We start from the raw sequence: 21,723 nt of genomic DNA on the forward strand, positions 1-21,723 counted from the left end.
GCTCAGTGCCCGCTGCTCAGTTCCTTACAGACTTCGGCACTCGTGGGCCGGTCGGCCGGCTCGGGGCTGAGCATGGCTTCGATGAGCTTGCCGAGCACTCCGGGCACGTTCACCGGGCGGTGCGGTCCGTCCACGATGGTTTGCCGCTGAGCCTTGCGGCTGGCGTCGTCGGGGTACGCGACGTGGCGCAGTCCGGTTGCGCTGATGAAGAGCGAGGCACCGAGGGCATAGACGTCCGCTGCCATGGTCGGGGTGGCTGTACCGGTCTCCAGCACGCTCCGGGAGATCTCGGGGCCCTCGTAGTGGACGAGACAGCCCCGATAGCCGAAGTCGTACGCGGCGGGGATGTCGCCGCCGCGAGCCAGGGCGAGATCAATGAGTGCCGTTCCCTCGGGGCTGATGATCAAGTGCGCGGGTTGGACGTCTCCGTGGGCCCACCCTGTGGCATGCAGTGCGGCCACAGCTTCCGCACACGACAGCGCTTCGCCTAGATCGGGCTCTGATGAGGCCCCCTCGGCGCGGTGCGGCTGCCACAGGTCATACAGGCTCTCGCCCTGGTGCCAGGGCTGGATGTTCCAGGTGCCGTGCTCCCAGTCGCCGTAACTCACCCCTCCGGGGCTGAGCTGCTGCAAGATGGTGCCCTCACGGGCAGGAGCTAAGGCCGTCCATGCATGCGTCGCGCTTGGATACCCGACCTTTGCGGCATGTCTGCCTCCGTCTGTAGTGATCTCCCAAACGGTTGATCCACGACGGTTCAGTACCTGTCGCTTCGACACGGGCGTAAGCGTGTCGAGCACGCTACCCGGTAGTTCGTACGGCCCCGAATGGATCACAGCGCAACTCCTCCCAGAGGCGGGACCGGCCCTCTGTGAGAGCCGGTCCCGCTTCACGTCATCGGCCGGACATTACAGGCGGTCAGTTGGCCCTGTAGTCCCGTCCGCAGTCCGAGTCACACTGCGCGGCGCTCTCACCGTTCACGGTCCACAGGTCATCGAAGACCATGAAGCCCGCCGCTTTCATGGCATGCGCCGTGGTGGTGACGGCTTCCAGGGTGCGCCCGCCACCACCGGGGGCCGGGTTGTGGTGCAGGAAGCGTCCGGCGTGCTGGTCGCAGAACTGCGCGTACGCCTTGGTGTGCAGGATGAAGGCGTGCAGTCCCATGTCCACGTCGTCCGACGGGACCATGGGCACGGTGGCGGTGGTCACGGTCGCGAGGAACGCAACCGCCTGGTCGGCGATGCGCTCGGCCCGCTCCGGGGTCTGCGCGTTGTGGGTGGCCATGAAGTGAGCGAGGCTACCGAATAACTCTTCGCCGACCAGTGAGCGGCCGGTCCGCTGGTCGTTCACTACTGCTGTCATTGCTGTGATCCTCCCTGGTTGGATTGGTGCACGGCACTTGCTGACCCGCCCCGACCGCTGGCCCTTCCTGTTGCGAACGATCAGGGCGGGGGCTCACCCACCCACCAGGCGGGGATCAACACCGTCCGGCGGGTGGAGTCATGGGATGCGTCAGGGCTACTCGTCGCCGGAGTCGGGATGCGGCCGTCCCTCGTTGGGGAACTGGAGGTTCCTGGAGTCAGTCATCCACTCCTGTCCGCCCCTCTGGGGGCGAAGGAACGCGACGAGTGGGCCCGGCATGCGGTGGTCGAAGGCGAGTTCATCGACGTCGCAGATGGCTTGGAGGATGCCCGTGCGCTCTGCGGCAGCGTCGTAGGCTTCCTGGCCCGGCTGAGGGCCCTTGTACGGCTGCTCGTTCATGCGATCCACCCCCAGCGGGGACCGAACGGAGGCATCTTGTGGCCGTCCGGATGGTGGCGGATTTTCAGTTCGAGATCAGCGGCACGCCGGTAGTCACCGGCTTCCATGGCCTTTGCCTTCTCGTGCTTCAAACGGGCGCACGTGGCACATGAGGTCATCGAGCCTGCCCTCCGCGCCCAAGGTGCTTGTCAATCTGCTGGTTCAGTGCCTCCGCCCGGTCGTCCAACTCCTTCTGAGTCGGGAGCTTGGGCGGGCCCTGCTGCGTCTCTTGCGGCTGAGCCGGAGGCTCGTTCGCGCTCATCGCACTGCCCCCAGCGCTCGCTGCTGCTCGCTCCGGAGGACATACAACGGCACAGGATCGGTGTCCCACGCGATGGGGAAGCGCTCTACGGTCGGAACACGTGGGAGCTGAAGCGTGGGCGAGTCTTCCTGACAGGTAGGCACACAGGTCGGGAACGGTACGGCCACACGGGCAGGGGCCAGTGTGGGCTTGGAGGCATCGACTGTCCGATGGCGGCCGGGGGCGGGGAATAACCTCCGCAGCCACCGTTCCATGGACCGGGCGATACGCTTTCTCATGTTGACGCTCCTCTTCAGCGTTGACCACGCCCCCGGACCGGTCGCACGGTCGCGGGGGTCCTTCTCGCTCTAGGCAACCGCTCCGCTACGCATCGCGGTACCGTGGCGAGAACGGCGGTTTTTAAGAGCTTTAAGCGCCTGCTTTAGCTGAGGAGTTGAGCGCCGAGTGAGTGAGCGGGAGCCGAACAAGGGCCTGGAACGGCTGTTCCGAGAGACCGGGTGGACGCTGCGGCAGCTCGCACAGGAGGTCAACCGCATCGGCACGGAACGCGGAACGCCGCAGAAGTACCGGGAGCCGTCCGCTCATCAGTGGCTTCGGGGGCACATGCCGAAAGAGGCTGCCCGACCGCTGATCCTGGAGGCGTTCGCCCGCAAGCTGGGCCGCCCGATCACGCACGCTGAGGCAGGGTTCCCCCTGCCTGCCGACGAGTCGAACGCACGCCTGGGTACCGTTGAGTCGTTGATCGACTTGGGGAGGCAGGACATGGACCCCTCGCGCCGCAGTGTCCTTGGCGTGAGCCTCTTCTCTGTCGCGCTGACGGTACCCAACTGGCCGGACGTTGTGGGCCGCGTGGAAGCCATTCAGACGGGGCGAGTGCAGCGCATAGGGATGCCTGACGTCCATACGGTCGCTGCCATGACCGAACGGATCTCAGAGCTTGATGATCAGTTCGGTGGCCGCCATGCGCGACCCATGGCCGCAGCTTTCCTTGTCAATACGGTGGCTCCGTACCTCCGGGCCGACGCCACAGAAGAAGTCCGTAAAGCAATGATGTCGGCTGCGTCGGACCTGTGTTACCTCACCGGGTACATGGCCGTGGATGAAGGGGTTCACGGACTGGCTCAGGAGTATTACTTGAAGGCTTTGCAGTTGGCTGGAGCCTCAGAGGATCACCTGACTTATTGCACCACGCTGCGAGGCATGAGCGTTCAGGCAGTTGACCTGGGGCATGGCAGGGCCGCGATGAGGCTTGCCGATGCCGCTGCTGCCGCATCCCCCAAGGCCGGTCCCAGGATGCGAGCATTTCTTGCCGGCCAACAGGCACACGCTTCGGCGCAGATTGGCGAAAAAGCCAAGGCGCTCATGTACCTTCGGGAAGCTGAAATCGCCATGGATAAGGCCGAGTCTCAGCAGAAAGCATTTGGATCGTATGATCCGGCGGCCTTGAACTATCACACCAGTCAGGTTCGTTACGAGCTTGGTGATGTCACTGGCGCAGTCGAAGCAATGAAGCAGTCAGACCGGTTGAGGTATGACGTTTATCGACGCACTCGCGTCAAGGAGCGGGCCATTCTGGCCGAACGGCAAATCGCTATTGGGCATATGGAAGCAGCATGCGCCACTTGGCACAGCGCACTTGACGACTACCCGCTAGTCCAATCAGGGAGGGCTGATCAGCGAATGCAAAGCATGCTGAAACTGATCAAACCGCACCTACAGAATCACGCTGCCCGGGACCTGAATGACCGCGCTCGAATGGTTATTCCTGCCTCGCTGCTGGTCTGAGAAATGCGCGTGCCCTGACCGGATAACTCCGGCCGGGGCACTTTCTTTGGTTGGTCAGAGGAGAGCACGGAAGGGGTTGCTGGATCGGTTGAGAGGGGCGGGCCGCTTCACGGACTGGGCAGTAACCCTGCTACGGGCGGTTCCTGGCCATCACGATGCGCTGGACCTGGTTGGCGCCCGCGTAAATCTGTGTTTTACCCATCACCCGGATCTGGCCGGCGCATACGCCCCCAGAGGGCGTCCTCCAGGATTTCCCCGTGCTCACTTACCCGTCCGCACAGGCCACGAGTCACCGCCGATCATGTGGTTCACAGGTGCACGCCTCGGTGTGTGGCCCACGCCTCAGTTGCCTCAGCCATGGCAGCCAGCCACCGCTCTCCGGGCCTTCGAAGAGCCCTGTGGCGGTTCATGCGGGCGTAGGCCACCGCGAAGGCGTCGATGGCCTTCGGGTCGGCGTTCACCCAGGCCGCGCATGTGGACGCCCACGACTCAGCACTCTCCGGCGTGTGGTCGGCGGCAATGAGCTGCACCACGAGCATGGCCGGATCGATGAACGCCGCGCCTCTGGTCGGCCAAGACCAGTCCACGACCCAGGACCGCTGGCCGATAAGCAGGTTGCTCGGGTTGATATCCGCGTGGAGGAGCGTGTCGCCGCGGAACAGGGCTGGAGCGCCCCTGTCGGCGAACCAGTCCCACCTGGTCTCTGTCCAGTCCCGGACGACTCCCGGAAGCTCCATGTCGTGGATGCGATTGAGAAGATCCACAACCACCGGCAGGTCTGCTGATGCAGGCGTGAAGTCGGTCTCTCGTGCCTTGACCACCTCGAACCCGAGGACGATCCATTCCTCGTCTTCAACTGACCAGAGCAGGGCCGGGGCGACCGATCGAACGAACGGATTGATCACCTTCTCCCGCACCATCTGATCACGCCGACCACCGGGGCGGTTCTTCATCGCCTTGACGAAGAAGGGCCCGTTCTCGCATTCGACGACGGCAAGGAGATCCGTGCTGAACCCGTGCCCGTCAGGCGGACCGATACAGGTCACCTGGCCCGTGTGCGGCCTGATCAACGCCCTGAACCCGGGGTCGGGATCGAGAGTCATCAGGGCGCTATCTCCTTGGGTTGCAGTACGTAGACGGAGTGCCTGGGCTGCATTCCTGATCATCAGGGCTGCATGCGGGAGGGACTTGCCCTTGGGGGTTACAGGGAGTTTGGGCAGGGTAACAAGGGCTGTGGTCGGGGTAGCACCTTTTCGGCTCGCATTGCAGCTCGGGCTGAGTGCGGACCGCGCTGCGGATCGCCGCGTTCGCCTCGGCCATGGCGCCGCCGCCGAGGATAGCCCCCAAGGCGTCTTCCTGAACGTTCCCCACGCTCATCCAACCGGAGAAGACACACGGGGAAACCTCGCCACCAGGGCCGATGGCAGCCCTGCCGGAACCGCACCGGCCACAGAGCCCGGATGCGTCCGAGTCCTGGTCCTGCCCACCACGCCCGAAGGGGCGAACGTGATCCACACCGATCCTCGTCACGCCCAAGGACTCAAGATCACGCCGGGCCGCGTCGGTGATCTCCTCGCTATCGCCGATGACACCCACACGCAGCGGGATGCCCAGTCGAACGGCTTTCACGATGTTCTCCCGCGTCCGGGCATGGCTGGGGCGACCGGTCATCGCGTTGTGGTCCGCTGCATGGTCTGAGTAGTACGACGTGGCAAGGCTGGCCCCTGCGCGCTGGAGGAGCGTCCACCACTCCGCCGTGATGTGGACGAGATTGCTGAAGATCTCAAGGTGCAGGCCGAGGGCCAGCGCATGCTCGGCAAGGGCGGCGGCGTGAGGGTGCATGGTCGGCTCGCCGCCGATGAACTGAACGCTGCGGACGCCCAGGCGTGCGGCCTGGTCCAGAACGCTGATCCACTCGTCGTGTGGCATGGCGCCGTGGGTACCGTCAGGCCCGGATGAGTTGTAGCAGTGCGTGCAGCGGAGCTGGCACTTCCGTGTCAGGTCCAGCCACAGAAACCGGGGGGCCATCGTCTGCGCTTCCGTGACCGTTGTCACTGGCCTGTCCCTTCTTGCCTTGCCGCGTGATTTCTCACGCGGCCGCATGGCGATCAACAGGGGGACACTCAATGACGAGCCTACGAAAACAGGGTTGGGTGGGAGTGGACGACCGATGGCGTGCACGGTCAGTGTCCCTCGGGGAACGCCGAAACAGCCTCTGACGCGCACATAGATCGGTGCAAGGTCATCGGGCTTCTGACGCCTTCGATCGCCTACCCCACGACGCGCTGACCTGGGACAAAGGCTCTACGGCAGGTTGCGCGCCATCACGATGCGCTGCACCTGGTTGGTGCCCTCGTAGATCTGCGTGATCTTGGCGTCGCGCATCATCCGCTCGAGCGGGTAGTCGCGGGTGTAGCCGTAGCCGCCGAGGAGCTGGACGGCGTCGGTGGTGATCTCCATCGCGGCGTCGGAGGCATAGCACTTGGCCGCGGCGCCGAAGAACGTCAGGTCCTCCTTGCCGCTCCCGGCGGACACCCGCTCGGACCTGGCCGCCGCCGCGTAGGTGAGCTGCCGGGCGGCCTCCAGCTTCATCGCCATGTCGGCGAGCATGAACTGGATGCCCTGGAAGTCGCCGATCGGCTTGCCGAACTGCTTGCGCTCCTTGACGTACCCCTTGGCGTAGTCGAGGGCGCCCTGGGCGATGCCGAGGGCCTGGGCGGCGATGGTGATCCGGGTGTGGTCGAGGGTCTTCATGGCGGTGGCGAAGCCGGTGCCCTCGGCGCCGATCATCCGGTCGGCGGGGATACGGACGTTGTCGAGGTAGACCTCGCGGGTCGGGGAGCCCTTGATGCCGAGCTTCTTCTCGGGGGCGCCGAAGGACACGCCCTCGTCGGACTTCTCGACGACGAAGGCGGAGATGCCCTTGGAGCGCTTCTCGGGGTCGGTGACGGCCATCACCGTGTAGTACTCGGAGACCCCGGCGTTGGTGATCCAGCGCTTGACGCCGTTGAGGACGTAGGTGTCGCCGTCGCGCACCGCCTTGGTCTTCATCCCCGCCGCGTCCGAGCCCGCGTCGGGCTCGGAGAGACAGTAGGAGAACATCGCGTCGCCCTTGGCGAGCGGGGCCAGGTACTTCTTCTTCAGCTCCTCGGAGCCGGAGAGGATGACCGGCAGCGAGCCCAGCTTGTTGACCGCCGGGATCAGGGAGGAGGAGGCGCAGACCCGGGCCACCTCCTCGATGACGATCACGGTGGCCAGCGCGTCCGCGCCCGAGCCGCCGTAGGACTCGGGGACGTGTACCGCATGGAGATCGTTCGCGACCAGGGCGTCCAGCGCCTCCTGCGGGAAGCGGCCCTCCTCGTCGACCTCGGCGGCATAGGGGGCTATCTTCGCCTCGGCGAGAGAGCGGACGGCGTCACGGAGCATGTCGTGCTCCTCCGACGGCCGGTACAGATCGAAGTCGTTCACCGAGGACGCCAAGCCTCTCACTCCCCAAGAGTGCTAACTACCGTTAAGTAACTGAATTCTAGGGGCGATGCCCCGGTAGGTATACGTGACCTACCTGACAGAGTCGGCTGAGCCGTCCCGCGGTCCCGACTATGCTCAGGCACCGCATCTGCGATCGACCGTTCTGGAGCACTGCATGGCCCTCAAGATCACCGTGATCGGCACCGGATACCTCGGCGCCACCCACGCAGCGGCCATGGCGGAGCTCGGCTTCGAGGTGCTCGGCCTCGACGTCGTACCCGAGAAGATCGCGATGCTCACACAGGGCCGGGTGCCCATGTACGAGCCCGGCCTCGAGGATCTGCTGCGACGCCATACCGCGGGGATCGAGGGCGCCACCGGGCGGCTGCGCTTCACCACCTCCTACGAGGAGGCCGGGGAGTTCGGCGACATCCACTTCATCTGTGTGAACACCCCGCAGAAGCACGGCGAGTACGCATGTGACATGAGTTACGTGAACGCCGCGGTGGACTCGCTCGCCCCGCATCTGCGCCGCCCCGCGCTGGTCGTGGGCAAGTCCACGGTGCCGGTCGGCAGCGCCGACCTGCTCGCGGCCCGGCTGGCCGAGCTGGCCCCGGTGGGGGCGGACGCCGAGCTCGCCTGGAACCCGGAGTTCCTGCGCGAGGGGTTCGCCGTCCAGGACACCCTGCACCCGGACCGGATCGTGGTCGGCGTCGCCGGCGACCGGGCCGAGAAGCTGCTCCGCGAGGTGTACCAGACGCCCATCGGCGAGGGCTCGCCCTTCGTGGTGACCGACTTCCCGACCGCCGAGCTGGTGAAGGTCGCGGCCAACTCCTTCCTCGCCACCAAGATCTCCTTCATCAACGCCATGGCCGAGGTCTGCGAGGCGGCGGGCGGCGATGTGGTCAAGCTGGCCGAGGCCATCGGCTACGACGAGCGCATCGGCAAGAAGTTCCTGCGGGCCGGGATCGGCTTCGGCGGCGGCTGTCTGCCCAAGGACATCCGGGCCTTCATGGCGCGCGCCGGTGAACTCGGCGCCGACCAGGCGCTGACCTTCCTCCGCGAGGTCGACTCGATCAACATGCGGCGCCGCGGCCATATGGTCGAGCTGGCCCGCGAGGCCGTCGGCGGCAGCTTCCTCGGCAAGCGGGTCGCGGTGCTGGGCGCCACCTTCAAGCCCGACTCCGACGACGTCCGGGACTCCCCCGCGCTCAATGTGGCCGGCCAGATACAGCTCCAGGGCGCCCAGGTCACCGTCTTCGACCCCAAGGGCATGGCCAACGCCCGCGCCCTCTTCCCGACCCTCGCCTACGCGGCGAGCGCGGCCGAGGCGGCGGAGGGCGCCCATGCGGTGCTGCATCTCACCGAGTGGCGCGAGTTCCGCGAGCTGGACCCGGCGGTCCTCGGGACCGTGGTCGCCGAGCGCCGCATCCTCGACGGGCGCAACGCCCTGGACCCCGACGTCTGGCGCGACGCCGGGTGGACCTACCGGGCCCTCGGGCGCCCGATGGCGTAACCGCCTCGCCCCTGCCGGACGAGGTCCGGCAGAGCGGGTGCGGTACGTGGCCGAACGGCCTTACTCGGTGGCGTCCAGCTGGTCGATGGTCGCCAGGGACGGGCCGCGCGTGGACTGCGCGGTGCGCGCCACATCCTCGGCACCGCGCAGCGTACGGACCGCGTTCTGCCAGGTCAGCTTGGCGAGGTCAGCCGATGACCAGCGGCGGTCGAGGAGTTCGGCGACCAGGTTCGGATAGCCCGCGACATCGTTGAGGCCCTCGGGGGTGAACGCGGTGCCGTCGAAGTCGCCGCCGATGCCGATGTGGTCGACGCCCGCCACGTCGCGCATATGGTCCAGATGGTCGGCGACGGTCGACACGGTGGCCAGGGGGCGCGGATTGGTCTCCTCGAAGGTGCGCTGGACCTTCATCGCGGCGGGCGTCATCTCCAGCGGATGCAGACCATGGGCGCGCATGTTCTCGTCCGCCTCCCGGGTCCAGGCGACCGCCTCGGGCAGGACGAACTTGGGGACGAAAGTGGCCATCGCCACGCCCCCGTTGGCGGGCAGCAGCTCCAGCACATCGTCCGGGATGTTGCGCGGATGGTCGCAGACGGCGCGTGCGGAGGAGTGCGAGAAGACCACGGGCGCCTCGGTCACCCGGAGCGCGTCCCGCATGGTGTCGGCCGAGACATGGGAGAGGTCCACGAGCATGCCCAGGCGGTTCATCTCGCGCACCACCTCCTCGCCGAAGCGGGTGAGGCCGTGTGCCTTCGGCTCGTCGGTGGCCGAGTCGGCCCAGGGGACGTTGTCGTTGTGGGTGAGCGTCATGTACCGCACGCCCAGGTCGTACAGGGTGCGCAGGGTGGCCATGGAGCAGTTGATGCTGTGGCCGCCCTCGGCGCCCATGAGGGAGGCGATGCGGCCCTCGGCCCGCGCCGCCTCCATGTCGTCGGCGGTGAAGGCGGGGCGCAGCGTGGTCGCGTAGCGCTCGGTGAAGCGGCGGACGACGTCGATCTGTTCGAGGGTGGCGCTGACGGCGGTGTCGCCGCTGAAGTCCGAGCGTACGTAGACCGACCAGAACTGGGCGCCTACGCCGCCGGCCCGTAGGCGGGGGATGTCGGTGTGGGTGTACGCGGTGAGGTCGGCGGCCATGTCGCGCTGGTCGAGGTCGTAGCGGACCTGCTCGCGCAGGGCCCAGGGGAAGTCGTTGTGGCCGTCCACGACGGGGTTTGCGGCCAGCAGGTCGTGGGCTTGCGCGAGGTGATCGGTCATCTTGGCATTTTCGCCCCCGGGCGTGACGAAGTCACGTGTTGCGGGGGTGGGGGTGGGGCGGCGCCTGCGGCGGGCTTGCCCCCACCCCGCCCCTTCCCGAAACTTGGGGCTCCGCCCCCAGGCCCCCGCCGGGGCTCCGCCCCTGGACCCCGCTCCTCAAGCGCCGGAGGGGCTGGAATTTCCCCGAGGGGCTGGAAATTCCGGGAGGGGCTGGTTGGTTCAGTGGCCGAAGCCGAACGATCCCGCGCCGTTCGCCTTGGCTCGCAGGCGCTTGCCCTTTTCCGTGGCCTGGGTGTTGAGCTCGTTCTGGAACTCGCGCATCTTGGCCTGGAGTTCGGGGTCGTGGGCGGCCAGGATCCGGGCGGCGAGCAGGCCCGCGTTGCGGGCGCCGCCCACGGAGACGGTGGCCACCGGCACGCCCGCGGGCATCTGGACGATCGACAGCAGGGAGTCCATGCCGTCGAGGTACTTCAGCGGTACGGGCACCCCGATCACCGGCAGCGGGGTAACGGACGCGAGCATGCCGGGGAGGTGGGCGGCGCCGCCCGCGCCCGCGATGATTGCCTTGAGGCCGCGGTCCGCCGCGTTCTCCCCGTAGGCGACCATCTCGCGCGGCATGCGGTGTGCCGAGACGACATCCACCTCATAGGGGACCTCGAACTCGTCGAGGGCCTTGGCCGCTTCTTCCATGACGGGCCAGTCGGAGTCGGAGCCCATGACGATGCCGATCACAGGAGCGCTCATTCGGTGATGGTCCCTCGGAGGTAGTCGGCGGCGTGGCGGCCGCGCTCGCGCACATCCGCCAGGTCGTCGCCGTAGGTGTTGACGTGGCCGACCTTGCGCCCGGGCTTCACGTCCTTGCCATACATATGGATCTTGAGCGCCGGGTCGCGCGCCATGCAGTGCAGATACGCCGCGTACATATCGGGGTAGTCGCCGCCGAGCACATTGGTCATCACGGTCCACGGCGCACGCGGCCTGGGGTCGCCGAGCGGCAGGTCCAGCACGGCCCGTACATGGTTGGCGAACTGGGAGGTGACGGCGCCGTCCTGGGTCCAGTGACCGGAGTTGTGGGGGCGCATCGCCAGCTCGTTGACCAGCAGCCGGCCGTCGCGGGTCTCGAACAGCTCGACCGCGAGATGGCCGACCACACCGAGCTCCGCCGCGATCTTCAGAGCCATCTCCTGCGCCTGGCCGGACAGCTCCTCGGAGAGGCCGGGGGCCGGGGCGATCACGGTGTCGCAGACCCCGTTCACCTGGATCGACTCCACGACGGGGTAGGCGACGGCCTGGCCGTGCGGGGACCGTACGACATTGGCGGCGAGCTCACGGGCGAAGTCGACCATTTCCTCGGCGAGGACGGGCACCCCCGCGCGGAACGGCTCGGCCGCCTCCGCCGCACCGCGGACCACCCACACGCCCTTGCCGTCGTAACCGCCGCGCACCGTCTTGAGGACGACCGGATAGCCATCGCCATCGCCCTCCTCCTCGGCGAATCGCGCGACGTCCTCGGGGTCGGTCACGATGCGATGACGGGGGCACGGCACACCGGCCTTCCACAGCCGCTCGCGCATCACACCCTTGTCCTGGGCGTGCAACAGCGCCTCGACTCCGGGGCGGATGACCACGCCATCCGCTTCCAGGGCGCGCAGATGCTCGGCCGGGACATGCTCATGGTCGAAGGTGACCACATCACAGCCTTGTGCGAACGCACGAAGGGTGGCCAGGTCGCGGTAGTCGCCGATGACGACATCGCTGACCACCTGGGCCGCCGAATCCTGCGGGGTGTCACTGAGCAGCTTGAACCTGATACCGAGGGGGATGCCCGCCTCATGGGTCATACGGGCGAGCTGGCCGCCACCGACCATGCCGACTACCGGGAATGTCACCCTCCCAGGGTAACTTCCCCCTTCGACCGGCCCTGACCTGCGTTGGAGGAACCTCCAGACATTCCCGCCGGGCCGCGATCGCGGTCTGGAGAGCGGGGGGCACGGCCGCTGGTTAGCATGGAGTGATTGACGCCGACAGGACGGGGCTGAACGATCACCATGAGTGAACGGAGCACACTCGGTGGGCTGCGCGCCCAGATGGGGCAACTGGCCCGCGAGATCGCGAAGTTCGGGGTGGTCGGCGGTGCCGGCGTCTTCGTCAATCTCGCGGTGTTCAACCTGGTGCGCAGCGTCACCGAACTGCCCGTGGTGCGGGCCAGCATCGTGGCCACGGTGGTCGCCACCGGCTTCAACTACCTGGGATATCGGTACTTCACCTACCGGGACCGCGACAAACAGGGCCGCACCAAGGAACTCAGCCTCTTTCTGCTGTTCAGCGCCATCGGCCTGATCATCGAGAACGGTGTGCTCTACACCGCCACCTATGGCTTCGGATGGGACAGCTCGCTCCAGAGCAATGTGTTCAAGTTCCTCGGCATCGGCCTGGGCACCCTCTTCCGCTTCTGGTCCTACCGAACCTGGGTGTTCCAGACGCTGCCCGCGCGGGATGCCGTCGGGCGCGCGGAAGCCTTTCTGTCCGAGGCGCCGCCCGCCCAGGCCAACCGCCGGACGCAGCCGGTCAGAAAGTAGCGCGGTGGCGAGGTAGCGCCCGGCCGCGCGGTTCAGGGCCGCTCAGGAGCCCGAGGCGTCCTCGGCCTCGCGGCTGAGGAAGAGCGCGAACACCGGCGGATGCTGCTGGAGCAGCTCCAGCCGGCCGCCGTCCGCCTCCGCCAGATCCCGTGCCACGGCGAGCCCCAGCCCGGTGGAGTTCCGACCGCTGACCGTCCGCTCGAAGACCCGCGCCCCTAGGTCGGGCGAGACCCCCGGCCCCTCGTCGGAGACCTCCACCACGGCCTGGTTGCCGGTGACCCGGGTACGCAGCGCGACCGTACCGTCACCGTGCATCAGCGAGTTCTCGATCAGCGTGGCCAGCACCTGGGCGACCGCGCCCGGGGTGCCCACCGCGCGCAGCCCCTTCTTGCCCGAGCGCACGATGGCGCGGCCCTCGCTGCGCGAGGCCGGGCGCCACTCCTCGATCTGCTGCTTGACGACCTCGTCCAGGTCGAAGGCGACCGCGGAGCCGCTGCGCGGATCGCGTGAATTGGTCAGCAGCCGCTGGACGACATCGGTGAGCCGCTCCACCTGGCCCAGCGCGATCGTCGCCTCCTCCTTGACCGTCTCCGGGTCGTCGGTGAGCGTGATCTCCTCCAGCCGCATCGACAGCGCGGTCAGCGGCGTACGGAGCTGATGGGAGGCGTCGGCGGCCAGCCGCCGCTCGGCGGTGAGCATCCGGGCGATGCGCTCGGCGCTCGCGTCCAGGACATCGGCGACCCGGTCCAGCTCCGGCACCCCGTAGCGCCGGTGGCGCGGCCGGGGGTCCCCGGAGCCCAGCCGCTCCGCGGTCTCCGCGAGATCGGTGAGCGGGGCGGAGAGCCGGTGCGCCTGGCGCACGGCGAGGGCGACCGCGGCGAGCACGGCCAGCAGCGCGACCGCGAGGATGATCAGCATGGTGCGGCCGATCTCGCGGCTCACCGTGGAGCGGGACGCCTCGACCCGTACGACCTCGCCCTGCTCACCCGTCTCCTTGGCGGAGATGACACTGCCCGTGGGGCGCTTGCCGATCTCCACAGTGCGGTGGTCGGGCATCCTGATCACGGCGTAGCGGCCGGGCTCGATCTGCTCGCGCAGCACCCGGGGGGTGACCCCCTCGCCGCCCAGCAGCCTGCTGTCGACGATGCTGACCAGGCGCACGGCGTCGGAGCTCACGCTCTCCTGGGCGCTGTTCTCGATGGTGCGCGTCTCCACGATCACCAGCGACAGGCCGAAGACCGCGATGACGACGAGCACCACGGCGAGCGTGGAGTTGATCAAGCGACGGCGCATTGCCCTACCGTGTCAGCCCTGGTCACCTTTTTCAGCTTTTCTCGAATCTGAAGCCGACGCCCCGGACGGTGGCGATGTAGCGGGGGTTGGCCGCGTCGTCACCGAGCTTCTTGCGCAGCCAGGAGATGTGCATATCGAGGGTCTTGGTGGAGGACCACCAGGTGGTGTCCCACACCTCGCGCATCAGCTGATCGCGGGTGACGACCCGCCCGGCGTCCCGGACCAGGACCCGCAGCAGATCGAACTCCTTGGCGGTCAGCTGGAGCTCCTCGTCGCCCATCCAGGCGCGGTGCGACTCGACGTCGATCCGCACCCCGTGGGTGGCCGGCTGCTGTTGCTGCGTCTCGACGGCACCGCGCCGCAGCAGCGCCCGCACCCGGGCGAGCAGCTCGGCGAGCCGGAACGGCTTGGTGACGTAGTCGTCGGCACCGGCGTCCAGGCCGACCACCGTGTCCACCTCGTCCGCGCGGGCCGTGAGCACCAGCACCGGAAAGCCATGGCCCTCCGTACGGAGCCGGCGACAGACCTCGAGCCCGTCCATCCCGGGCAGGCCGAGGTCGAGGACGAGCAGGTCGACGCCCCCTTGCAGACCGGCGTCGAGCGCGGTGGGTCCGTCCTCGCGCACCTCGACCTCGTACCCCTCGCGGCGCAGAGCGCGAGCGAGCGGCTCCGAGATGGATGCGTCATCCTCGGCGAGCAGTACTCGGGTCATGGGGGTGATGGTAGTCCGCCGAGGTCGGGGCACGGGGCGCGTACGGTGCGACGAAGGGAGCACGAAAGGTTGCACACCCCCGCCCGTGAGGTATCTCTCACCGTCCCCAAGAGTGTCAAGAACGTGTCGTATGGTGAAACAACGTCTGTAGCACTCCTCCGGGACCTTTGGTGGCGATGGTGCACCCAAAGGTCTCTGTCATGTCCGGAGCGGGACGGGGCCGGCACAACCGGCCCGGCCACGCCCGGCCGCTCAGTCGCTCAGCCATCCCCCCAGGGCGCTGGCCCCGCCTGGCAGCGCTCTCTGAGCACACAAGGAAACACCACCATGGCGTCCAGCCTGACGAAGGGCGCCACCGCGCAGGGGACCCCTGCCGGCGGCAAGACCTTCTTCGGCCACCCCCGGGGCCTGGCCACTCTCTTCATGATCGAGATGTGGGAGCGGTTCAGCTTCTACGGCATGCGGGCCCTTCTCGTCGTCTATCTGATCTCCGGTGGCCCCGACGCCAAGGTCGGCGGACAGGGCGGCGGACTCGGGATGACCGAGGGCAACGCGGTGGCCATCTACTCGGTGTATCTGGCCATGGTCTATCTGCTGGCCATGCCGGGCGGCTGGTTCGGCGACCGGGTCTGGGGTCCCCGCAAGACGGTGGTGATCGCCTCCGGGATCGTCATGGCCGGGCATCTGGCGCTCTCCGTCCCCGGCCAGGCGACCTTCTTCGCCGGTCTCGGCCTGGTGGCGCTCGGCTCCGGTCTGATCAAGGCCAATATCTCGACGATGGTGGGCCAGCTCTACGACGGTCCGCAGGACCCGCGCCGGGACGGCGGCTTCACCATCTTCTACATCGGCATCAACCTGGGTGCCTTCGCCGCCCCGCTGGTGATCGGCACCGTCGGCCAGTCCTACAACTGGCACCTGGGCTTCGCGCTCGCCGCACTGGGCATGGCGCTGGGTCTGGCGCAGTTCCTGATCGGCACCCGCCATCTGAACGCGGAGAGCAGCGTCGTCCCGACCCCGCTGGCGGCCGAGGAGCGCCGCGGCTGGCTGCGCAAGGCGATGATCTGGCTGATCGTCGCCGCGGTCTTCTACACCGGCGTGGTGCTCAGCGGCAGTTGGACCCTCAACTGGGTGCTGATCCCGATCACCATCCTTGGCCTGATCATCCCGACCGGGGTGCTGATCCGGATCAAGCGCGACCGGGAGCTCTCGGCGGTCGAGCAGACCAAGGTGAGCGGCTACATCTGGTTCTTCGTGGCCGCCGCGGTGTTCTGGATGATCTACGACCAGGGCGGTTCGACGATGTCGGCCTTCGCCGACTCCAAGACCGCGGACACGATCTTCGGGCTGCACTTCCCGTCGTCGTGGTTCCAGTCGGTCAACCCGCTGATGATCATGGCGCTGGCCCCGGTCTTCGCCTGGCTGTGGCTGTGGCTGGCGCGGCGTGACCGGGAGCCGAACACCACGCTGAAGTTCGCGATGGCCCTGGTCCTGGTCGGTGCCTCGTTCTTCGTCTTCGTCGTGCCGATGGGCATGGCCCAGGACGGCACCAAGGTCAGCCCGCTGTGGCTGGTGTCGATCTACATGATCCAGACGATGGGCGAGCTGTGCCTCTCGCCGGTCGGCCTGTCGGTGACCACCAAGATGGCACCGGCGAAGTACGCCAGCCAGATGATGGGCGTGTGGTTCCTGGCGGTGACCGCGGGCGACTGTGTCACCGGGCTGCTGTCCATCGCCGGGGTCGATCTGAGCGGGGTCGGGGTGATCGCGCTGGAGGCCGCCTTGGCGGCGCTCGCGGGCTTCGCGGTCTTCATGTACCGCAAGAAGGTCGTGGCGTTGATGGCCGACGTGCACTGACGTCCCTGGAGGCCACGAAGGGGCCCGGCGCGGGGAGGTCCGCGCCGGGCCCTTCGCCGTTCCGTACGGCGGTCTTTCGCCGTTCCGTACGGCGGTCTTTCGCCGTTCCGTACGGCGGTTCTACGGGCTCAGCGGGTGGTGCCGCGCAGCTTGCGCCACGGGGTGAGGGTGAAGATGGCGCCGCCGAGCAGAACGGTGGTACCGGCGATCAGGGCGAGCGCCTTCAGCCCGCCGTGGTCGCTCGCACCGGTGTCGGCGAGCCCGCCGCTGGTGGCCGAACCGCCGCTGCCCGAGGTGCCGCCGCCACCGGAGGTGCCGCCGCCGGAGTCGCTGCCGCCGCCGGTCGACCCACCGCCGGTGGTGCCGCCGGGCTGGCCGGTGGTGTCCAGTTCGAGCGAGACACCGGGGTCCTTGGACGGGGTGCAGGTGGTGGTCGTACCGAGCGCCTTGACCGTCAGCACCCCGGGGCTGAGCGTCGACTTGCCGCTCGCGCCCGGCTTGTAGGTGCCGGTGAGGTCGGGGATCTCGATCGGATCACCGGACTTGATGGGTTCCTTGTTGGTGGGCCCCGCCACGGCGACGGTGCCCTTGTCCGCACCGCCGACCTTGACGGCCATCGACGGCTTGACCGAATCGGCGGGGATATCGGCCGGGCTGTCCATCACGGACTTGCCGAACTTGACGGTCAGCTCGAAGTTCCCGCCGCTCTTGGTGGCGTTGATCTGCACCGGGGAGGTGGCGTTCTTGTCGCCGATGGGGGTCTTGCAGGCGTAGGGGACCTGAATCTCCTTACCGGTGTACGAATCGCCTCCGCCGCCCCCACCACCGGTGGTGCCGCTGGTGGTACCGCTCGTGGAGCCGCCGGTCGTGCCACTGGTCGTCCCGCTCGTGGTGCCACTTGTGGTTCCGCTGGTCGTCCCGCTCGTCGTACCACTGGTGGTACCGCTGGTCGTCCCGCTCGTGGTGCCGCCCGGACCGCTGCCGCCGTCCGTCACCTTGATGGTCGCGGCGGCCTTGACGTCCTCCTTCGCCGAGCACTTGGTGTCCGTGGACAGCGGCTTGCTGACGTTGATGTTGTAGCCGCCGGGCGTCAGCGTCACCTCGCCCGCCTTGGTGAGCTTCAGCTTCCCCTTCATGTCGGAGAGCTTCATCTCAGCGCCCTTGGGGATCGCCGGGTTCTCCCGCGGTCCCTCCATGGACACTTCGCCGGTCTGTGCGCCGCCCACCGTGACGGTGCCGGTCGGCAGCACGGTGTCGGCCTCCAGGTCGAGGATCGGCGGGTTCTTGGAGGCGGCCTGCACCGTCTTCCACACCACCTCGACCTCGTCCCCGACCTTCGCCGTCTCCGGTGCCGTGACGGCCACGGTCGTGGTGCCCTCCACCGGGGGCAGACCGGAGATGGGGGGCGGTAAGCACTCGGTCTTGTACGAGACCTCGGCGCCCTCCGCGCTGCCCGCGCCGAGCAGCACGCCCGCACCGCCGAGCAGCAGCGCGACGGCGGCCGCACTCACTCTTGGTCGCATCTCACGTGGTTCCTTTCGGGGTCGGTCGGATCTCCTCGGACGGTGCGGAAATCTGGAGGCGCGGCCCTGGCTCCGGCGCGGTGTCCGGGGTGAACCAGGGCAGCGCCGGACGCGCGCCGCTCGCCGCGGCCGGTCCTGACGACGGGGGCGCGGACGGGGGCGGTGGTGCGGCTCGGGCCGTACGGGGCCGTAGCTTGTCCACGACGGCCATGCCGATCCGGAAGACCGACGCCGAGACCACCACACACAGCAGGACCCAGAAGAGCGTGACGCCCCAGGGCCGTCCCACCGCCCACGGCTGTTCGACCAGCAGCTTCTGGCCGTAGCGCAGCGAGACCAGATAGTCGCCATGGGCCCCGGCGGACAGTTCGACGTCCAGCTTGACCTGCTTCTTCTTCCCCGGCTGGAGCGTCCCCCGCCAGCGCTGCTCCTCCCAGGAGGGGGCGAAGACGCCGTGCGAGGTGCCCACGTCGAAGACCGGATCGCGGGCCGGGGTCGAGCCGAGATTGCCGACGGTGACGACGAGTTGCCGTCTCGGCGGGGCGCCGAACCAGGTCAGCAGCCCGCTGGACCCGTCGAGCCGCGCCGAGAGCACGCTCAGCCGCTCGCCTCCGGTCCGCTCCTTCGGCAGCGGCGCCACCGAATGTCCGGCGACCTTGAACGCCACGTCCGCGGCGGCGGCTTCACCGGTGACGGTCGCTATATGGATGACACAGGGGCAGGGTTTGGGCGGCTCGGCGACCGGCAGCTTCTTGGTGAAGGTGCCGTCCGCGCCGACGGTGACCGCCCTGCCGTCGCCGTTGGCGCAGGAGTTGGTGCCGCCGATCATGTTCTGTCCGCAGATCAGCAGGGTGAGCAGGGCACGGGGCCGCCATCGGGCGCCGCTCACGGTGACCGTGCCGCCCGTGCCCGCCTCGGCCTTGGAGACCTTCGCGGTGGGGCCGTCGGCCGCCGCGGCGCCGCCCGTAAGGGGCGCGCCGAGGGTGAGGAGGACCAGGGCCAGCACGGTGACCACGGCGGAGGGCCGGGCCGGGGTGGCTGCGTATCGGCGTGCGTTCACGTGGTCGCTCCTGCCCCTGTGCTCTCCGGTTGCGGCTGCGCTTGCGGCTCCGGTCGCGGCCGCGGTCGCGGGGTGTGGCCTCGGCTCCGTCGTCCGCGCAGCAGCCAGACGCCTCCGCCGGCGCCCACCAGGACGGCCGCCGCCGGTGCGAGCAGCCACCAGGAGGCGGCCGTGTATCCGGCGGTCGCCGTGGCGTGCGCGCCCCCGCCCGCGGTGACCGTGAGCCGTACGTCCACCGAGTCGAGGACGGGCGGGTCCGGCCAGCTCTCGGTGAGCCGGACCCGTTTGCCGGGCGGCAGTTCGACCGGCAGGGTGCGCGGGTCGCGGCGCAGCACCTGGCCGAAGAGCCCATCGGCGCGTACGGCGAGCCGTGGGGTCAGCACGGTGTTGCCGCGGTTGACGAGGGCGTAGCGGATGGCCGCCCCGTCGCCGCGGCCCTGGACGGTCACGTCCTCGACGGAGAGGGCGGACAGCGTCGCGCCGCTGATCCTCAGCCGCAGCCGCACCGCGATCTCGCGGCCGCCGGAGGAGACCATGACCGCGCCGGGGCGTTCCCCGGGCACCGCGTCGGAGGGGACGGTGACGGTGAAGGGGATGTCGGCGCGGGTGCGGGGCGGCACCGTCACCCGCCGCTCGGCGAGCGCGATCGGGGCGCCGTCGCCGCCGCGCAGCCGGACGGTGCGGGGGCGCTCGCTCCGGTTGGTGACGGAGAGCTTGTCCTCGAGCACGGCGCCCGGTCCGCCTTCGAGGTAGATGTACGGCCGGTCGCCCGCGCCCGGTGCGCCGCCGCCACCGGCGGCGGGAGCCGCCGACCAGTCGGGACCGGCGGCGGCAGCCGTGGCGGCCCAGGACGCAGGGGCGGCCGGGGCCACCAGGCACGCGGCCAGCAGCACCGGGGCGAACGCCCGCCCCACGGCTGGTCGTACGGCGGAGCTGACGACAGCGTGGACGACGTGGACGACGTGGACGGCATGGACGGCATGGACGGCATGGACGGCTGCACGGATACGCGACGGCATCGGCGGCTCCTCGGATGCCGCGCGGGTCAGGGTGTCGGACGCTGACGGCGGGTCAGCCAGAGCGCCCCGGCCACCCCGGCGAGCAGCACCGTGCCGCCGAGGGTGCCGAGCGCGACGGCGGAGTCCGTCGGGCCGGTCTGCGGCAGCTGGTCGTTGCCGGAGCCGCCCTGCGCCCCGCCGGAGCCGCCGGACCCGCCCGTGCCGCCCGCACTCGTACCGCCGGTGGAGCCCGTGCCGCCGGTGGAGCCGGAGTCCCCGCCGCCGCCCGCCGCCTTGACGTCCAGCGTCAGCGAGGGCTTGGGGTTGTTGCCGGGGGTGCAGGTCGTGGTCGTGCCCAGCGCCTTGATGGTGAGGGTCGAGGCGGTGAAGGTGACCTTTCCGCTCTTCTTGGGGGTGTAGGTGCCCGACAGGTCACTGATCTTGATCGGGGTGTTGGCGGGGATGGCCTTGTCGTTGGCGGGCCCCGACACCGATACCGTGCCGCTCTCCGCGCCGCCCAGTTTGATGAGCGCGCTGGGGTGCATGGCGCCCTTGCCGAGCTCGACGGGGCTGGAGGAGACGCCCTTCTCGAAGGACATCGTGAGCTTGTAGGCGCCGCCGCTCGCGACGCTCTTGATGTCGATGGGCGATACGGCGCTCTTGTCGCCGATCGGCGTCTTGCACTGGTAGTCGACGTCCACGGTTTCGGCGTGCGCGGCCGGGGCGGTGAGGAGTACCACGGAGCCGGCCAGGGCCGCCGCGAGCGTGAGGGCGCCGCCACGGCCGGCCGGACGGCGTTGGTTGCGGGACACCACGAGTTCCCCTCTCGTCAAGCGCCGCAGCCGAAAGTAACTGACGGCACATCAGATTGGGCGCTGACGGTACGCCGGGGACCTTGTCAAGGGAAGACAAAGAGCACGCCGGATCGGCGTGAAACGGGGGGAAGCGCGGGTGAAAAACAGGTGGAGGGGATGGGAGCGGGGGGCCTGAGCCGCGCTCTTCATCCCGGCGCGGCGAGCTCGGCCCAGACCGTCTTGCCGGATCCCTCCACGTTGCGCACGACCCCCCAGTCGAGGCACAGCCTCTGGACGATGAACATGCCATGGCCACCGGGCCGCCCGGCGCGGTGCGGGGTGCGCGGGGCGGGCGTACCGGTGCCGAGGTCCACGACCTCCAGGCGGAGCACTTTGGCGTTGCAGCTGACGCGCAGTTCCTCCGGGCCTTCGGCGTGCAGACAGGCGTTGGTGACCAGCTCGGAGACGACGAGCAGAACGTCCTCGGCGGCGGCCCGGTGGTCGGCGGTGGACGCCGGAAGCCACCCCCAGTCGCGCAGCGCCTGGCGGGTGAAGTCGCGGGCGCGCGGCACCGCCCCGCTGGCTCCGATCAGACGGAGTCTGCGGATCTGGCCGATGGGGCCGGCGGTCGGGGGAGCCGGTGGGGAGGCCGAAGCGGCGGGGCCGTCCGGATCCGGGCCGCGGTCGCCCGGCGGGTACGGCCGGGTGGTGCTCATCAGCGCTTCACCTCACCGATTCACCGATTCAGGGACAAGGGATACCTGATCTCTTCAACAGTTTCAGCCTGTCTCCTGCCCGGCCATAGCGTGAGAACACCCACTACTTCCG

20 protein-coding genes are annotated in these 21,723 nt (G+C 68.8%); 4 read left to right on the forward strand and 16 right to left on the reverse strand.

Features of this window, described 5'->3' with window-relative positions:
• Window positions 1-2: 2 nt before the first annotated feature.
• From AB0E24_RS37960 to AB0E24_RS37970, 3 genes are all read right to left on the reverse strand, one after another.
• On the reverse strand, window positions 3-632 hold the full coding sequence (locus tag AB0E24_RS37960; RefSeq protein WP_308311562.1) for a protein kinase domain-containing protein: 630 nt from the start codon (window positions 630-632) through the stop codon (window positions 3-5).
• 283 nt (window positions 633-915) lie between these two features.
• The gene (locus tag AB0E24_RS37965; RefSeq protein WP_359384145.1) at window positions 916-1,359 is read right to left on the reverse strand and encodes a glycine-rich domain-containing protein; all 444 of its coding nucleotides are present in this window, start codon (window positions 1,357-1,359) and stop codon (window positions 916-918) included.
• A gap of 156 nt (window positions 1,360-1,515) precedes the next feature.
• Window positions 1,516-1,758: a hypothetical protein gene (locus tag AB0E24_RS37970; protein ID WP_069873320.1), complete on the reverse strand. Its 243-nt coding sequence runs from the start codon at window positions 1,756-1,758 to the stop codon at window positions 1,516-1,518.
• A 745-nt stretch (window positions 1,759-2,503) separates the two neighbouring features.
• On the opposite strand from AB0E24_RS37970, the gene AB0E24_RS37975 reads away from it, so the two are divergent.
• On the forward strand, window positions 2,504-3,844 hold the full coding sequence (locus AB0E24_RS37975; RefSeq protein ID WP_359384148.1) for an NsdA family TPR-like regulatory protein: 1,341 nt from the start codon (window positions 2,504-2,506) through the stop codon (window positions 3,842-3,844).
• A gap of 308 nt (window positions 3,845-4,152) precedes the next feature.
• Here AB0E24_RS37975 and AB0E24_RS37980 read toward each other — a convergent pair whose 3' ends face one another.
• From AB0E24_RS37980 to AB0E24_RS37990, 3 genes are all read right to left on the reverse strand, one after another.
• Window positions 4,153-4,947 carry a protein kinase family protein gene (locus AB0E24_RS37980; protein WP_102934868.1) on the reverse strand — a complete coding sequence of 265 codons (795 nt, stop codon included), beginning with the start codon at window positions 4,945-4,947 and terminating at the stop codon, window positions 4,153-4,155.
• Window positions 4,948-4,954: 7 nt separating this feature from the next.
• Window positions 4,955-5,947, reverse strand: coding sequence for a radical SAM/SPASM domain-containing protein (locus AB0E24_RS37985; protein ID WP_349306561.1), 993 nt, complete (start codon window positions 5,945-5,947; stop codon window positions 4,955-4,957).
• A gap of 201 nt (window positions 5,948-6,148) precedes the next feature.
• A complete protein-coding gene (locus tag AB0E24_RS37990; protein WP_079257894.1) occupies window positions 6,149-7,324 on the reverse strand; it encodes an acyl-CoA dehydrogenase in 1,176 nt (391 codons plus the stop codon).
• A 163-nt stretch (window positions 7,325-7,487) separates the two neighbouring features.
• Between AB0E24_RS37990 and AB0E24_RS37995 the strand changes: the two genes are divergently transcribed.
• Window positions 7,488-8,828 (forward strand): UDP-glucose dehydrogenase family protein, encoded by a 1,341-nt coding sequence (locus AB0E24_RS37995; protein ID WP_099013993.1) that lies wholly within the window; start codon window positions 7,488-7,490, stop codon window positions 8,826-8,828.
• A gap of 60 nt (window positions 8,829-8,888) precedes the next feature.
• On the opposite strand, the gene AB0E24_RS38000 is transcribed toward AB0E24_RS37995, so the two are convergent.
• The 3 genes from AB0E24_RS38000 to AB0E24_RS38010 form a co-directional block, all read right to left on the reverse strand.
• The gene (locus tag AB0E24_RS38000; RefSeq protein WP_359384154.1) at window positions 8,889-10,082 is read right to left on the reverse strand and encodes a dipeptidase; all 1,194 of its coding nucleotides are present in this window, start codon (window positions 10,080-10,082) and stop codon (window positions 8,889-8,891) included.
• 219 nt (window positions 10,083-10,301) lie between these two features.
• Window positions 10,302-10,826: a 5-(carboxyamino)imidazole ribonucleotide mutase gene (gene purE / locus AB0E24_RS38005; RefSeq protein ID WP_069873330.1), complete on the reverse strand. Its 525-nt coding sequence runs from the start codon at window positions 10,824-10,826 to the stop codon at window positions 10,302-10,304.
• Entirely contained in the window at window positions 10,823-11,971 is a 1,149-nt protein-coding gene (locus tag AB0E24_RS38010; RefSeq protein ID WP_102934871.1) for a 5-(carboxyamino)imidazole ribonucleotide synthase, read from the reverse strand. The genes purE and AB0E24_RS38010 overlap by 4 nt, the downstream gene beginning before the upstream one ends.
• 159 nt (window positions 11,972-12,130) lie before the next feature.
• Between AB0E24_RS38010 and AB0E24_RS38015 the strand changes: the two genes are divergently transcribed.
• Window positions 12,131-12,661: a GtrA family protein gene (locus tag AB0E24_RS38015; protein WP_069873334.1), complete on the forward strand. Its 531-nt coding sequence runs from the start codon at window positions 12,131-12,133 to the stop codon at window positions 12,659-12,661.
• A gap of 42 nt (window positions 12,662-12,703) precedes the next feature.
• Here AB0E24_RS38015 and AB0E24_RS38020 read toward each other — a convergent pair whose 3' ends face one another.
• Both AB0E24_RS38020 and AB0E24_RS38025 read right to left on the reverse strand, forming a co-directional pair.
• Window positions 12,704-13,954 (reverse strand): sensor histidine kinase, encoded by a 1,251-nt coding sequence (locus AB0E24_RS38020; protein WP_069873336.1) that lies wholly within the window; start codon window positions 13,952-13,954, stop codon window positions 12,704-12,706.
• 31 nt (window positions 13,955-13,985) lie between these two features.
• On the reverse strand, window positions 13,986-14,666 hold the full coding sequence (locus AB0E24_RS38025) for a response regulator transcription factor (RefSeq protein WP_014061218.1): 681 nt from the start codon (window positions 14,664-14,666) through the stop codon (window positions 13,986-13,988).
• A gap of 327 nt (window positions 14,667-14,993) precedes the next feature.
• Between AB0E24_RS38025 and AB0E24_RS38030 the strand changes: the two genes are divergently transcribed.
• Entirely contained in the window at window positions 14,994-16,520 is a 1,527-nt protein-coding gene (locus AB0E24_RS38030; protein ID WP_232637981.1) for a peptide MFS transporter, read from the forward strand.
• Window positions 16,521-16,648: 128 nt separating this feature from the next.
• Here the strand turns inward: AB0E24_RS38030 and AB0E24_RS38035 are convergent, their stop codons facing one another.
• The 5 genes from AB0E24_RS38035 to AB0E24_RS38055 all read right to left on the reverse strand — a co-directional run bounded on the left by AB0E24_RS38035 (window position 16,649) and on the right by AB0E24_RS38055 (window position 21,611).
• Window positions 16,649-18,043, reverse strand: coding sequence for a hypothetical protein (locus tag AB0E24_RS38035; protein WP_174885189.1), 1,395 nt, complete (start codon window positions 18,041-18,043; stop codon window positions 16,649-16,651).
• 1 nt (window position 18,044) lies between these two features.
• The gene (locus AB0E24_RS38040) at window positions 18,045-19,103 is read right to left on the reverse strand and encodes a hypothetical protein (protein WP_232637979.1); all 1,059 of its coding nucleotides are present in this window, start codon (window positions 19,101-19,103) and stop codon (window positions 18,045-18,047) included.
• A complete protein-coding gene (locus AB0E24_RS38045; protein ID WP_359384164.1) occupies window positions 19,100-20,122 on the reverse strand; it encodes a COG1470 family protein in 1,023 nt (340 codons plus the stop codon). Before AB0E24_RS38045 ends, AB0E24_RS38040 begins: the two co-directional genes overlap by 4 nt.
• A 26-nt stretch (window positions 20,123-20,148) precedes the next feature.
• On the reverse strand, window positions 20,149-20,916 hold the full coding sequence (locus tag AB0E24_RS38050) for an LPXTG cell wall anchor domain-containing protein (RefSeq protein ID WP_069873345.1): 768 nt from the start codon (window positions 20,914-20,916) through the stop codon (window positions 20,149-20,151).
• A gap of 185 nt (window positions 20,917-21,101) precedes the next feature.
• Window positions 21,102-21,611 (reverse strand): ATP-binding protein, encoded by a 510-nt coding sequence (locus AB0E24_RS38055; RefSeq protein WP_069873349.1) that lies wholly within the window; start codon window positions 21,609-21,611, stop codon window positions 21,102-21,104.
• Between the last annotated feature and the right edge of the window lie 112 nt (window positions 21,612-21,723).

The sequence above is a fragment of the Streptomyces malaysiensis subsp. malaysiensis genome, assembly GCF_040653035.1.
Classification (GTDB): Bacteria; Actinomycetota; Actinomycetes; order Streptomycetales; family Streptomycetaceae; genus Streptomyces; species Streptomyces malaysiensis.

Bases quoted from the DNA above. Each gene is read 5' to 3' on its own strand.
- AB0E24_RS38000 (WP_359384154.1), bottom strand. From the start codon at position 10,082: ATGACCGATCACCTCGCGCAAGCCCACGACCTGCTGGCCGCAAACCCC.
- AB0E24_RS38045 (WP_359384164.1), bottom strand. From the start codon at position 20,122: ATGCCGTCGCGTATCCGTGCAGCCGTCCATGCCGTCCATGCCGTCCAT.
- purE (WP_069873330.1), bottom strand. From the start codon at position 10,826: ATGAGCGCTCCTGTGATCGGCATCGTCATGGGCTCCGACTCCGACTGG.
- AB0E24_RS38055 (WP_069873349.1), bottom strand. From the start codon at position 21,611: ATGAGCACCACCCGGCCGTACCCGCCGGGCGACCGCGGCCCGGATCCG.
- AB0E24_RS38035 (WP_174885189.1), bottom strand. From the start codon at position 18,043: ATGCGACCAAGAGTGAGTGCGGCCGCCGTCGCGCTGCTGCTCGGCGGT.
- AB0E24_RS37985 (WP_349306561.1), bottom strand. From the start codon at position 5,947: ATGCGGCCGCGTGAGAAATCACGCGGCAAGGCAAGAAGGGACAGGCCA.
- AB0E24_RS38030 (WP_232637981.1), top strand. From the start codon at position 14,994: ATGGCGTCCAGCCTGACGAAGGGCGCCACCGCGCAGGGGACCCCTGCC.
- AB0E24_RS37980 (WP_102934868.1), bottom strand. From the start codon at position 4,947: ATGACTCTCGATCCCGACCCCGGGTTCAGGGCGTTGATCAGGCCGCAC.
- AB0E24_RS37965 (WP_359384145.1), bottom strand. From the start codon at position 1,359: ATGACAGCAGTAGTGAACGACCAGCGGACCGGCCGCTCACTGGTCGGC.
- AB0E24_RS38015 (WP_069873334.1), top strand. From the start codon at position 12,131: ATGAGTGAACGGAGCACACTCGGTGGGCTGCGCGCCCAGATGGGGCAA.
- AB0E24_RS38025 (WP_014061218.1), bottom strand. From the start codon at position 14,666: ATGACCCGAGTACTGCTCGCCGAGGATGACGCATCCATCTCGGAGCCG.
- AB0E24_RS38020 (WP_069873336.1), bottom strand. From the start codon at position 13,954: ATGCGCCGTCGCTTGATCAACTCCACGCTCGCCGTGGTGCTCGTCGTC.
- AB0E24_RS37995 (WP_099013993.1), top strand. From the start codon at position 7,488: ATGGCCCTCAAGATCACCGTGATCGGCACCGGATACCTCGGCGCCACC.
- AB0E24_RS37970 (WP_069873320.1), bottom strand. From the start codon at position 1,758: ATGAACGAGCAGCCGTACAAGGGCCCTCAGCCGGGCCAGGAAGCCTAC.